The following is a 13,774-nucleotide window of genomic DNA, read 5'->3' on the forward strand; positions in this document are numbered from 1 at the left end:
TTAATTATCTTATTCCGGCAGGCTCTGGCATAAAAATCCCTTCCGGATGTTCCCGAAAATCTCCTGCAGGCTGCAGGAAGCTTTTGGAGTTTCCCGAAAAGCCGTTGCGAGGGTGCGACAAACTTTCGGGTGCTCCCGAAAAGCCATTACAGGGGTGCAACAGCTTTTCGGGAAAACAGGAAATTATTTGCGGCTTTCAGCCTGGCTTTTCCAGAAAACAAGCTGATCTTTCAGCTCCTGGTTTCTTTCCTGTAGCTCTTTGATGCGTTCTTCGTATTGTTCTAATAATTTATCTGATATGTAATTATTAATCGTGGTAACTTTACTAATTGCACTTGCATCTCCCAATGTATTATTATAAATACTGTCACCATTTTCTTCTCTTACAAGATCATAAATATCCGCTTCATAAAATTCAGAAATTTTCAGGAGGTTATCAAGTCCCGGTTTCGACTGGTCGCTTTCCCACTTCCCATATGCGGTCTGCGAAACATCAAGCTCCATGGCTACCTGTGTCTGCGATAAATTCCTTCCCGTTCTCAGTTCCCTGAGTTTAGTTCCTAAAGACATATCAAATAATTTTCAGCTAATTTACTATTTTTTATATTCAAAAAATACAACTTTTGTTGGCGATTTTACAACTTTAGTTCAGATGCATGTGAAATATTTTGTTTAGATTTGTCGCACAACTATAGATTGGTTTACGTCTCTTTCCAACCTTATTGATAAAACATGCATCTATAGCTAAAAAGAATTATTAACTAAAACAACAAATGCAAATGATGAGAAAGAAAATTTCATGGCTGTTTTTATTAACGGTGTTCCTCTCCTTATTTTCCTGCCGGAATGATTATTTTCCGGAACCTACCACACAGAAGTATAATAATGCTTCCAAATTCCGGATACTGAATTTGAGAAATCTGCCTGAAGTAGAAAACTTGATAAAAAAGGAATCCGGAAGACAGGATCTTTTGGTTTCGATATATGGAAGCAGCAATATTTCAGGAAAAATGGCTACTGCTTTCGGTGAAATAGACCCTTCATTGGTCGTAGAAAAAACGATGGGTAATGAAAAATATTATACCCTCGAAATAGAGAATCCTGCTTCTACAGATGCTTTCTACAATCTTGAAATAAAAAAAGAATCAGGAATAACTACGAAAATAGAAATCATAAAATACGATCCTCAGGACGGTATCCCTGTTGACCTGAAACATTTTACAGGAAAAATAAGTTCATATAAACTAAGCGGAGAGCCCATTTCTTCAGTAGATTATACAGGAGGCAGCAGCGGTTGCCCACCCTTTATTGACGAAAATCCTGGTACAGGCGGGGGAGGCGGAGGGCTGGATCCGGGAGACAACCCGAATCCTCCTGGTCCTAACCCTGGAATTCCTGAATGGCCAGATTTTCCAGACCCGGGTGTGGGAAGTGGAGGTCCGGGTGGAAATAATAACAACACCGAACTGCCAATAGATGTAGGCTGTGGACCATGGCAGGCACTTTATGATGACAACGGAAACATTACCGGTATGACCAACGGCTGTCAAACAGTGCTCTATTCCGGCAAGATGGAATACATGCTTACCCCGGAATGCGAAAATGGTTCAGGGGTAACAATTGCACCAAATACACCCCCGAAAACGCCTTGTGAGAAGATAAAAAAAATAGGAAAACATGCTACTACAAAGCAGCTCTTAGAGAATCTAAAAAGCAAAACTACTGCTACAAAAGAGCACGGGGAAATACTGATAGAAGATAATAGCCAAATTGTAAATTTTCCGGTGGAAGGAAACGACGGAGAAGGCGGTATAGATCTCAGCATACCCCCGGGCGTACAGATCGACGGTTTTCTGCATTCGCATTATACAGGACTTTTCTCCATATTTACTCCCGGTGATTTGGCATCTATGTCTTTATTGTACCAGAATAATGTAATAAAAGACCCCGAAAGTTTTGTAATGGGATTGGTAACAGCATCCAATACGGAGTATATAATGGTAATAGACGATCCTGTGAAGTTCAATACATTTTCTGACCAGTTTGTGATTAACGGGGGAATCAATGTACTCTTTGCAAATACATATGGAAAAAAAAATTATGATGATTATAATATAAAACAAAATGGAACTCCAAATAATAATGAGTTAGGGTTTGTAAAGTTTTTATTAGAAAAAAATACCGGATTAAAAATCCTAAAAGGCTCCAACAATTCTAATAATTGGGAAGAGCTTACTTTAAAAAACGGCCATATACAACCAAAACCTTGTAATTAAATTTTATTGATTATGAATAATATAACGAACTTTTTTATTATAATAATTGTTCTTATGACCAATATTAATTCTTTTGCGCAGCAACATTCTACAGATCCAGCAGCTGATAAGTTTACAGGAACTTGGAAATGGGAAGATACAAATAATAGCGTAACATTAATTATGAAGAAAGAAAATAATGTAAAAATGCTAAAAAATGATAATGATACAAATGATATTATTATTGGCTTTCATCAAATATATAAAAACGGACAATTAACAGAAGACTCTACCATTTATAGCAATACAAACTTTATAGATCAGAAAGCAACTTTTGTTGCGGGAACTAGTATTCATGAACAAAATCCAAATGAACTAAGAGTATGGATGGCTCATAAAAATAAAAATATTGAAATGAAGATCTTATACATAGATTCTACCCATATTAAAATAACAGAAGTCAAAAACTCAGAAGGAGTAAGGGTAATAATGCCTGGCCAAGCTCCTACCGACTGGTCTATTGATATTCCTAATAATATAGTATTAAGCAAGCAATAAAATTAGGCACTCTGAAAAGAGTGCCTTTACTAATAAATTAATAGTAAAAATTTGTGCAAGTTAACCAAAATAATAAATGATAAAATGAATCGCTTTTTTACCTTTTTATTTTTCTTCTTCACAATATTATTATTTTCCCAAGATAATATTTGTTTATTCGATACAAATAAACAAGATACTATTATGTATTTTTTAGATGGTAATAAAATATATGGATGCTCATTTAAAGATAATCTGGGTAAAAATAATAGATGCGAAGTAAAGGAAGAACTATTCTCTGGAACAAAAAAATACCAAGTAATATTGAACATATTTAAGAATAAGATAAAAAAAGATGTTTTAATACACACAGAAGTCCCTTTACCTGTTTCTTCTACTAATCTAAATTATGGTTATAGCTTACCATATGAAAAAGGGAAAAGCTACAAAGTAGTACAAGGATATAAAAGTAGTTTTAGCCATGAAAACATTAATGCTATTGATTTTGATATGCCGGAAGGAACAAAAATATTATCAGCAAGAGATGGTATCGTGATTGAAGTAGTTCAGAACAATAGCAAAGGTTGCCCTGCATCTGATTGTGCAAAATTTGCAAATTATATCTGGATTATGCATTCAGATTTAACAGTAGCTAAATATTATCATTTGCAGTACAAAGGAGCAAGGGTGAAGATTGGAGATAAAATTAATAAAGGAGATGTAATAGGATTGAGTGGTAATACAGGTTTCAGTAATGGCCCCCACTTACATTTCTCCTGTTCATTGAATGCATCAAGCAATTTAACTCTAAAAACTCTTTTTAGAACAGACGATGGAAATAAAGTAGAGTATTTAATAGAAGGAGAAAGTTATTTTAAAAATTACTAAAGGTTTAATTTAAATTAACAACAATCGCATTAAATTAAAAGTGCTCAGATTTAACAAATCATTAAAGATTCAAAGATGAAAAAAGTCATAACAAAAACAGCTTTAGCCTTTATATTTTTTTTCATAAACCAGTTACATTCACAAAATAAAGTTTTATACTATGATCAAAACAAAAAGCTTATAAGTAAAGAAGAATTTGATAAAGTAAAAACCGGAGGTGAATTTATAAAAAATTATTATGATGATAAAGATTCTAATCAGGTAGCCATGATATTTCGTGTGGATGAATATGGGAAAATTTCAGACGAACAGCATCATGAATTACTAGAGTATGTAAAAAAATTGAGTAATACAGATATTGATGAACAATGTACAATAGTAATATGTTTTTTTTTCAAACCCTATCTTCATGGAGAATCTGCAATTAAACATCAGACTTCTGTTAAAGAGTATTCAAAATATTTTAGAAAAAATAAAAAAATAATTAACCTTTTCGTTACAGAAAATGGATATTCCTATAAAAATAAGAATGTTTTTGAAGATAAAGATGATAAGATAAAAAAATGGTTTTTTAACTATCCTTTTGACAGTGGGAATTATTTAATCATAAAACCTGATGGACATTTTAAAAGACATCTATCTGAATATAACTATGAGCATATAATTAAATACCTAGAATATGAAAATTAATAACAGTATTAATAATTTATATTTGATTTGGAATAAAATTTCTTGATAAAAGACAAAAAAAACTCATGACCGAAAAACTACTCCAATATCTTTGGAACTATAAGACCTTTAAACATTTCGACTTCAGGGATATTGAAGGGAATCCCGTTGAAATCATAGACTTCGGAAAATGGAACACTGATTCCGGACCGGATTTTTTAGAGGCTAAAATTAAAGTCGGCGGCGTTATTTTAGCCGGACATATAGAGCTTCATGTAAAGTCTTCCGACTGGATCTTCCACAATCATTCCCGGGATCCGAATTATGAGAATATTATTCTCCATGCCGTTTATGAGAACGATATGGACATTGATGAGCTCAGGAATAAAAATGTACCGACCCTCGAACTGAAGAATTACATTGACCGGGATATGCTTTGGAAATATGAAAAGCTGTTAACCGGAAATCAGTTTATTGCCTGCGAAAACGTATTTGATCCGAAACATATTCCTGTAGGATTTCATGAAGAGAATATTTTCAGCAGGCTTAATGAAAAATCTGAAGAACTTGAAAAAAGTCTTAAGAAGTTTAAAAATAATTTTGAAGCTGTATTGTTTCACAGCTTTGCTTATTCTTTCGGACTAAAAGTGAATACCGAGATCTTCAGACAGATTGCCGAGAGTATTGATTTTGGCATCATCCTTAAAATACGCCAAAACAAAACGCAGCTGGAAGCATTGCTTTTCGGAATTGCGGGATGGCTGGAAGATCCGAAAGATGAAATGATGAAAATATGGAAACGTGAATTTGATTTTTTAAAGGCTAAATTTAAAATAACGGATGTGAGGTTCCGTCCCAAATTCTTACGGCTCCGGCCGCCTAACTTTCCCACCATCCGACTGGCGCAGCTCGCCGACCTGTACTATCAGAATCAAAATTTATTCTCAAAGGTTATCAATGTAACATCTGCTGAAGAATTATTTGAGCTGTTAAAAAACATAAGCGCTTCGGAATATTGGGACAATCGTTTCAATTTCGGGAAAATATCCAGTGTAAACCAGCCAAAAGTCCTGAGCAGAGATTTTATTGAACTCATCATACTGAATACAATTTTACCGCTAAAATACACTTATCATAAATATCATCATGAGGAAATTGCAGACGATCTAATCGCTTTCTATAAAGACCTGGCTGCAGAAAAAAATTCGGTCATTGGAAACTGGAAAAGCCTTAATGTTCCTGTAAGCACCTCTCTTGAAAGCCAGAGCTTGATTTATCATTTCAATCATTTTTGCTTACAAAAAAATTGCTTACATTGCAGCATTGGATTTAAACTCTTAAAAAAATCTTGAAATGCTAGATAACATCCGCCATAAGATGGAAAGAGAATGGTTCGGCGTTCTTACGAGAACCGGCGCAAAACTGGGTATTCCGGTGTCCAAACTCCGGGTATTCTTTATCTATTCTACTTTTGCGACAGCAGGATTTTTCTTTCTTATTTACCTCGGGCTTGCATTTACACTTTGGGTGAAGGATATCTTCATTACCAGAAGGCCTAATGTTTTTGATCTTTAAACTATGGAATTTTTACAGATTACATCCTCTGATGATTACAGAGTGGAAAAAATATACAGCTCCTACTGCACTTCTTTTCCGGAAGACGAAAGAAGAGACTGGGAAAAGCTGACGCCCTTATTTTCTCATCCAAAAGTCAAAATTGTATCGGTATTGCATGAGTCTGAAAACATCGGTTACCTCATTCTCTGGGAATTGAGCAATTATACTTTCGTGGAACATTTTGAAGTTTTTGAAGAATTCCGTAGCAGGAAATTAGGATCACACATTACGAAATATCTTTTTGAAAACTATCCGAGAATAATCATGGAAATAGAACCGGAACATCTGAATGAAAATGCAGCCAGACGTTATGCTTTTTACCAGAGAAACGGCTTCAGCCTGATTGATGAAATGTATGTGCAGCCCAGCTATGGTAAAGGTAAAAAGCCACTCAATTTGTGGCTGCTGTCCAATTATAAGCCTGAAAATTTAAAAGATGTCAAAGACGAAATTTACGACATCGTTTATCATTAATGTGCACTTGCATTTTCAGACCTGCTATCATTTAATCTTTTAACAAATACCGGAAGAGATTCTTCCATTCTTGATAAGGCACCTGTCAGGTTTTTAGCCCTTACAAAGGCTCTGGTCTGTGGTCTGTCGGAAAAGGAAAATTCAATAAACTCGGAGATTCTTTCTTTAGGAATGCCTTCTTTCATGAAATAATCGTCTTCTACCCTCTCGCGAATCCATTCAATATCTTCCTGCAGGTCATCATATTTATATTGTCTTTTCATTCTTCTCGCATCTCCGCTGACAAGGTCGTAAAGCCCCTGAATATTTAGATTTCCCAACAAAATAGGAACCAACACCTGCTTTATTTCAGCCGGTGTTTCCCGCATTTTGCCCTTCGGTTGCGGAAGCCCTACTGCCTCTTCAACGATCTTTCCTTTATCTACTTTTGCAACCGCACGGGAATCTTTTCTGATATCGCCTGTAAGATTGGCAATTTCAACTTCCTCGATAGGTTCAGCAATTCTTATCAGCTTAATATTTGTCTGTTTATCAGCCAGGTATTTTGCCTGAATAGAAGATCTTTCGTAGCCCGAACGGATAAAGCGCAATTCGTCTTCCGGTGCTGCTTCAATGGAAAAAGTTCCGTCAGATGAAGTGTATGCTTTTTTCTGCGAAGAGATGTTGATGATCGTCACCGCCGGAAGAGCAACCCCGTCTTCATCAGTAATGGAGCCTTCCACAATACTCTGCGAAAATACATGCAGAAAAGGAAATAAAATGAATATTAAAACCTTTATTCTCATTTTTTAAATATGATGATCAATTTAAGGAGTTTTGTAAGCAGAAATTCTGTTTAACACAGTGTTTTTAAACCGGTTCAGATCAGCCTCGGTAACATAGCCGTATTTAAGAATATTTTTCCTTTCAAAACCTGTTCTCAAAATATACAGGATAAAGTGCTGTATCTGGGCTTTATCAATCTTGAGATCCAGAAAAAATTCTTGTCCGAGAGAAGCCTGCAGATAATTCAGCAGATCCATGTCATCCCATTTATTTTTAACTTTCCCGATCGAAAATACTCCTTTCGTTACCGGCTGCACAAATTCTCCCGGCCGTGATGCTAAAACGGAAGGTGCCGATTTTCGTCTCATGTAAATGGCGAGATCACTTTTAAGTTTCTCTACTTTCCGCGGAGGATTCAGATTTTTAGAATCGATCTTAATATCTCCTGTGATTTCTTTTTTCAGTTCAACTTCTGCAATAAGAGCAGCAGCTCTTACAAGAGTAATGTTGACAGGTGTACTGATGTTTTCACTATTTATCCTTCGGTTTGCACGCTCATAGCCGTTTTTTACAAAGCGAAGTTCATCCCCGCTACGTCCGGAGATCATAAAATGGCCGTCACGATTTGTTAAGATTCTTTCATCGGTTCTGATATTGATAACCGTAACAGCGGAAATTTCAGTATTTTCTTCAGAAGTCACCTTCCCGAAAATATAATCCTGAGCCTGTGCATCAACAAATAGAAAAGTCAATAAGATAAAAAGTAATTTAATTTTCACGGAAAGTTTTTTATTAGAGCAAAACTATAATTATTTTTAAATATTTCGGGAAGTTTAACCACACTTAACGGGTTTTAGCATTTCTTTTATATTTTTAGCTTTAAAACTGTTAAATCCGAAACTTAAATTGTTAAAATTTCACTCAAAAATTAAGTAACTTGCACATTGAATTCCAATTAAAATGCAAAATTCTTATACAGTTATCAACGCTTCAGCCGGTTCAGGGAAAACCTATGCCCTTGTGCAGCGTCTTTTGATGATCTGTCTCCGATATCCTAATCAGCAGCAGTCGATCAGGAATATTCTGGCCCTGACTTTCACCAATAAAGCGGCCAATGAAATGAAGGAAAGAATTTTGACGTGGCTTGGAAATTTCTCGTCAGAAAATTTTGCAGAAAACGGCGATCTGAAAAATATCCAGAAGGCATTTGAGCAGGAAGGCATAAAAATCACGATCGATGAGCTTCATATCCGTGCAAAAAAATTGCTGGATTATGTTCTTCATAATTATTCTACACTTAATATCGGAACTATAGACCGGTTCAATTCCAGGCTTGTGAGAAGTTTTTCTTACGAGCTGGGACTTGCGAAAAATTTTAATCTTGAAATTGAAGCTGAGCCTTTTCTCATTGAAGCCGTTGATAAAATGCTTGATCAGATCGGGGAAAATGAAGTCATTTCCGAATCGTTTATGGACTATGTTGATTACAGCCTGGAAAATAACGAACGGATTAATTTAAATAAAAACCTGTATGATTCGGCTAAAGAGTTTGTAAAAGACATTCATTACGAACATCTTAAAAACAATAAGGATTTTGACAGTTCAAATTACGAAAATATTAAAAATACACTTCGTAAAGAGATTGTACTCCATAAAAAGCAGGCCGCTGAACTTGCTGCAAAATCTATTGAGTTATTCAGATCCAGAAATATTGAGATTGAAGATTTTGCGCAGGGAAAAAACGGGATCGGCGGATTTTTCATAAAGGTTTTAGATTTTTACCAGCAGAAAAGACCCGGCTTTCCTTTTCCCACGACTGCAGAAGAATCAGTGGTAAATAATTACCGGAAAGGCGCTTCTGCCAAATCGAAAAGCAAAGAGGCAGACATTCTGGAAATTCTTGATCAGCTTCTGGAAAACAGGATGCAGCTGATTCTTACCTATATTGAAACCCAAAAAAAGGAAAAGATCCTTTCGGCGCTTTTACCGCTGAAAGTGAATAAAGATATTCAGGATGAGCTGAGGAAAATCGAGCAGGAAAACGATCTTGTACTGTTGAGTAAGTTTAATATTCTGATTAACGAAAATCTCAAAAACGAGCCATCAGCTTTCATTTATGAAAAAGTAGGCTCTCAGTTTCAGCATTATTTTTTTGATGAATTTCAGGATACTTCAGAACTGCAGTGGCAGAATTTTCTTCCGTTGAGGGATCATTCCATTTCTATTGAAAACACTTCTTTTACGCTTGTAGGTGACCCTAAACAGAGTATCTACCGCTTTCGGGGCGGAGAAAGCAAGCTGATGCTTGATATTATCAATAAAAAAGAGATGACACCTAAAGAAGCTGAACTTCTGGTTTTAAAAGACAATTGGAGAAGTGCCCGAAATATAGTCCGCTTCAATAACGATCTTTATCGGTTTCATTCTGATATTTTAGAAGAAGAGCATAAAAATATTTTCGGGACCGATGCTGAACAAACGCCGAGATCATCAATGGAAGGCCGTGTGAAAGTCAATTTAATTGAAAACCTGACCAATGAAGATTTCTACAACGATACTTCCGAAAGAATGCGGAAAGATATTCAGGAAAGTCTTGATAACGGTTTCAGGTTTTCCGATATTACCATTCTCTGCCGCGGAAATTTTGATATTTTCAGCTATTCCCAGAAATTGGGAAATTTGAAAGTACATTATAAAGGTGAAGAAACCAATATCAAAACCATTTCTGACAAAGGTCTTACGCTGGAACTATCCAATACATTAAAAGCGGTTATTGAATTCCTTAAATGGGAGGTTAATCCGAAGAATAAACCCAATCTCATCATGATGATGTATTACCTGAATCAGCTTGGAAGAATCCACATGGCCGATTTTACGCTGGAAATGAAGGAAGTACTCGACCTTACTTCTCATGAAGAAATATTGGAATTTATCCAGAACAGATATGCCCTGAAGCTTAAGCAGGATCATTTTCCAAGATTTAATCTTTACAATTTTGTAGAGTATTACATCAATGAATTTTCTGTTGAAAATAAAGAAACGGATTTTCTCCTGAACTTTCTGGAAATGCTTTTTAATTTTACGCAAAACGCCGGTGCAAGTACGAAAGAATTCCTAAAATACTGGGACGAAGAAGCGTCAACCTATACTATTCAGGCTTCGGAAAATATTGACGCGGTACAGATCATGACTATTCATAAGGCTAAAGGCCTCGAATTTCCTATCGTTTTTATTCCGATGATGAATAAGAACCGTGATGCCGAATTCACCAACTGGTTTGAAACTTCAAAAGACACCCCTTTAAAGTCGGTTAATATTAACCAATTCAGCAAAAATCTTGAAGTTTACGATGAAGAAATTGAAAAATTCAACAAACAAAATTCATATAAAAATTTTGTCGACAGGCTTTGTCTTCAGTATGTAGCTACCACACGTCCTGTGGAGCAGCTGTTTTTCTATATTCAAAAGGCTAATAAAACTTCCAATAATCTTGAGCTGCTGGAATTTCTCCAGTCCAAAAATCCTGAAAATCTCGACGAGTTTGATTTGTATGAAGTTGATCCTGAAATGCTGAAAAAGTACTCAAAAGAAAAAATTTCATCTTTTAAAACCAAAGATATCCGGGTTCTGAAAAATATCAGCGAAAGCAATACTTCGATAAAGATTGCTACTCCTTCAAAGAATTATCAGGTACGAAATGAAAAAGTGAGAATCGGTCTTTTCGTACACGAACTTTTGTCGCAGATCAACACTGGAAAAGATATCCCTAAAGTACTGGAATGCTATATCCTTGAAGGACAGATAACGCTTGAGGAGAGCCACACGATACAAGCCGAACTCGAAAAAATTATAGAGACCCACGCCGAATTTTTTGATGAAAAATGGGAGGTTATCAACGAAAAAGACATCATGATTTCCGAAAACGGTGAAAGTAAAGTTTACCGTCCGGACCGTATTTTGAGAAATGACGAAGGTTATATTATTGTTGATTTTAAAACCGGAGAAGAATCGCCCAAAAATGAGCGCCAGATTGAGAATTATAAGAATATCCTGGAAAAGCTCGGGAAAAGGGTATTAAAGACACGGTTGATTTATTTGTAGTCAAACAATTGATAATAATAAAATACGGTAATAATTTCGGCGGCACCAAAGGTGCCGCCGAAATTATGTATCATTAAAAACTCATTCAGATTATTCTCCTTTAGGATTGAAAACCCTCTGCGCCAGCTCCTGATCAAAAAGATATAGCGCTGAAGGATTATCAGATACCATTTTAATTTTTGTTACCAGCTGCGAAGCGCTTGCTTCCTCTTCTACCTGCTCGTTGATAAACCACTGCAGGAATGAAGTGGTAGCAAAATCGCCTTCGTCATTTGCATTCTTTACAATGTTGAAAATACTCTTTGTCACTTTTCTTTCATGCTCCAGTGCTCTTTCAAAAATATCGATAGCCCCCAGGAATTCATGTGGTGGTTTTGGAATCTCACCAATAATAATCTCTCCTCCTACATCATTAAGATAATCAAACATTTTATCGGCATGCATTAATTCTTCTTTGCTCTGCACTCTGAAATAGTTGGCAATTCCGTCAAGATCTTTTCCTGAAAACCATGCGGACATTGACAGATAATATTGTGCAGCATACTGTTCGTGAGCTATTTGTTCGTTAATTAATTTTGCAATTTTCTCGCTAACCATAGGGTATAAATTTACTTTCAAAATTAGGGAATAAACTCTTAAAACAAAAGTTTTAATAAAATTAATAGAAAAGGACGGTATTTAACCGTCCTCTAACACATTAAAAAATCAAAATTATAAACTACTTTGTTGCATCGGGAGCTACCGTATTCATGGGCTTATGCATTTTGGCACCTCTTTCTTTCATTGCCATTCTTCTCTGCTCCATTTTAGCTTTTCTGTCGGCCTGCCATTTATCGTACTGTTGAGGTGTTAAGATCTGCTTCATATCCGCATCCATTTGTGCTCTTTTGGCTTTCATCTGCTCTGCTCTTGCCATTCTTTCACCTTTATTCTTCTCAAATTCAGATTTCATTTCAGCTTTTCTTTGCTCATGAAGAGTTTTAATTTTCTCAACCTGAGCCTGATTTAAGTTTAAATCTTTCTGCATCTGAGCCATATGCTCCTGCTCTTTTTGCTGAAACTTTTGCTGCATCTCAGCTCTTTTTGCCTGTCTGTCCTGTGGAGTCACCTGTTGAGCCATTGCAAAACCTCCGAATCCGATAAACGCTACCGCTAATACTAATTTTTTCATATTATAAATCTTTAATTATTTCTTTTATATCTTTTTGATTATTAGTTAAAACAAAAGTTAAATAATAAATATCATAAATATTGTTAAAATTAAATACGAATATATCAATTTAAAAAAAATAAAAAAGAGCAGATTAAAAAAACCTGCCCTTCACACCACTTAAATATAATATATGAAAATTAATTCTTTGCAAATCCGTTTCTGAAACCGCCGTTACCTCTCTTTTCGCCACCATTATTCTGCTGTCTTGGTGCAGCACTTTCACTTCTTCCAGAACCTCCTCCATTTCTGAAGCCTCCGTTATTTTCTCTTCTCGGGGCTTCTTCTCTTTTTATTTCTCCTCCTCTGAAGCCTCCTCCTCTGTTGCCGTTATTTTCGGCTCTTTCAGATCGGAATCCGTTATCATTTCTCACACCACCATTATTATTTCCTCTGAAACCTCCATCATTTCTCGGCACATTACCATTATTTCGGAACCCGGAATTATCGTCATTTCTATTTTCTGCACGATTGCGGAATCCGCCGTTATTTCCATTGTTACCATCTCTTACAGGACCTCTGAAGCCATTGTTTGGTCTGGCGCTGGATCTTACAATATTAAAAGTTGGATTATCCATTCTTCTGAAATGCGACCTGTCTACCCTGTATATTTTGATATTTACATTTCTGTATCTTGGCACTGGTCTGCAGATCGCCGCATAATGGGTTCTTCTGTAATTCTGGAAATACACTACCGGACTGTACCCTCTGTAATAATTATTCTGGAATACTACAAAAACCCTTGGTCCCATAATTCTTTGCAAAGCGTAGAATCTGTCATAATACCATCGGTCCGGATTGTATCTGTAGAATCTGTTCCAGGATGAGAAACTTACATACAAATTGTTCAATCTGATAATCTGATCAACCTGCCATGGACTTAACCTGTTTTGTGTAAAAAATACATTCCAGTTGATGTTAACGATACTGTTCCTGTAATCATTATAATTACTTTGGTAATAATTCTGAGGATAGTAATCCTGTGGATAATTGTAGTAATAATCATCAGGGAAATAATTCTGGTCATCTTCATCGCTGTAATAGCCTCCATCATTCTGATAATATCCGTCATTGTCGTATCCGTAATCCGGATACTGCTGAGCAAAGGAAAAAATTCCGAGACTCAAAGCAAAACCGATCAATATTTTTTTCATTTTTATAGTCGTTAATTGGTTAATAATATAGTAGAATTGTTCATTCTATCTTTTTGATATAAATAGAAAAAAGAAGTTAAATCTTACGATAAAACTTCTTTTAA

General features: G+C 35.7%; 14 protein-coding genes. 8 read left to right on the top strand and 6 right to left on the bottom strand.

The features are described 5' to 3' along the window. Positions 1-183: 183 nt before the first annotated feature. Positions 184-570, bottom strand: coding sequence for a helix-turn-helix domain-containing protein (locus ACYT6F_RS03245; protein WP_472599869.1), 387 nt, complete (start codon positions 568-570; stop codon positions 184-186). Positions 571-779: 209 nt separating this feature from the next. On the opposite strand from ACYT6F_RS03245, the gene ACYT6F_RS03250 reads away from it, so the two are divergent. The 7 genes from ACYT6F_RS03250 (at position 780) to ACYT6F_RS03280 (ending at position 6,440) form a co-directional block, all read left to right on the top strand. Further along, positions 780-2,276 (top strand): hypothetical protein, encoded by a 1,497-nt coding sequence (locus ACYT6F_RS03250; protein ID WP_472599870.1) that lies wholly within the window; start codon positions 780-782, stop codon positions 2,274-2,276. Between the two features lie 54 nt (positions 2,277-2,330). Beyond that, entirely contained in the window at positions 2,331-2,813 is a 483-nt protein-coding gene (locus ACYT6F_RS03255) for a DUF6705 family protein (RefSeq protein ID WP_472599871.1), read from the top strand. An 84-nt stretch (positions 2,814-2,897) separates the two neighbouring features. Continuing rightward, a complete protein-coding gene (locus tag ACYT6F_RS03260) occupies positions 2,898-3,680 on the top strand; it encodes a M23 family metallopeptidase (protein ID WP_472599872.1) in 783 nt (260 codons plus the stop codon). A 75-nt stretch (positions 3,681-3,755) separates the two neighbouring features. Continuing rightward, on the top strand, positions 3,756-4,370 hold the full coding sequence (locus tag ACYT6F_RS03265) for a hypothetical protein (protein WP_472599873.1): 615 nt from the start codon (positions 3,756-3,758) through the stop codon (positions 4,368-4,370). Between the two features lie 65 nt (positions 4,371-4,435). Then, a complete protein-coding gene (locus tag ACYT6F_RS03270) occupies positions 4,436-5,701 on the top strand; it encodes a DUF2851 family protein (RefSeq protein ID WP_472599874.1) in 1,266 nt (421 codons plus the stop codon). Between the two features lies 1 nt (position 5,702). Next, positions 5,703-5,924, top strand: coding sequence for a PspC family transcriptional regulator (locus tag ACYT6F_RS03275; protein WP_029297636.1), 222 nt, complete (start codon positions 5,703-5,705; stop codon positions 5,922-5,924). Between the two features lie 3 nt (positions 5,925-5,927). Then, a complete protein-coding gene (locus tag ACYT6F_RS03280) occupies positions 5,928-6,440 on the top strand; it encodes a GNAT family N-acetyltransferase (RefSeq protein ID WP_472599875.1) in 513 nt (170 codons plus the stop codon). Here the strand turns inward: ACYT6F_RS03280 and ACYT6F_RS03285 are convergent. Further along, positions 6,437-7,225, bottom strand: coding sequence for a carboxypeptidase-like regulatory domain-containing protein (locus ACYT6F_RS03285; protein ID WP_472599876.1), 789 nt, complete (start codon positions 7,223-7,225; stop codon positions 6,437-6,439). The two genes, ACYT6F_RS03280 and ACYT6F_RS03285, sit on opposite strands and share 4 nt — an antisense overlap. Before the next feature lie 21 nt (positions 7,226-7,246). Beyond that, the gene (locus ACYT6F_RS03290) at positions 7,247-7,984 is read right to left on the bottom strand and encodes a carboxypeptidase-like regulatory domain-containing protein (RefSeq protein ID WP_472599877.1); all 738 of its coding nucleotides are present in this window, start codon (positions 7,982-7,984) and stop codon (positions 7,247-7,249) included. A gap of 181 nt (positions 7,985-8,165) precedes the next feature. On the opposite strand from ACYT6F_RS03290, the gene ACYT6F_RS03295 reads away from it, so the two are divergent. Further along, positions 8,166-11,306 (top strand): UvrD-helicase domain-containing protein, encoded by a 3,141-nt coding sequence (locus ACYT6F_RS03295; RefSeq protein WP_472599878.1) that lies wholly within the window; start codon positions 8,166-8,168, stop codon positions 11,304-11,306. Positions 11,307-11,396: 90 nt separating this feature from the next. On the opposite strand, the gene ACYT6F_RS03300 is transcribed toward ACYT6F_RS03295, so the two are convergent. From ACYT6F_RS03300 to ACYT6F_RS03310, 3 genes are all read right to left on the bottom strand, one after another. Continuing rightward, positions 11,397-11,903, bottom strand: a complete 507-nt coding sequence (locus ACYT6F_RS03300; RefSeq protein ID WP_472599879.1) for a ferritin — start codon at positions 11,901-11,903, stop codon at positions 11,397-11,399. A gap of 121 nt (positions 11,904-12,024) precedes the next feature. Further along, positions 12,025-12,477 carry a hypothetical protein gene (locus ACYT6F_RS03305; protein ID WP_472599880.1) on the bottom strand — a complete coding sequence of 151 codons (453 nt, stop codon included), beginning with the start codon at positions 12,475-12,477 and terminating at the stop codon, positions 12,025-12,027. Positions 12,478-12,656: 179 nt separating this feature from the next. Further along, positions 12,657-13,670 carry a hypothetical protein gene (locus ACYT6F_RS03310; protein WP_472599881.1) on the bottom strand — a complete coding sequence of 338 codons (1,014 nt, stop codon included), beginning with the start codon at positions 13,668-13,670 and terminating at the stop codon, positions 12,657-12,659. Positions 13,671-13,774 lie beyond the last annotated feature (104 nt).

The sequence above is a fragment of the Chryseobacterium sp. NG-CE01 genome (assembly GCF_055695505.1).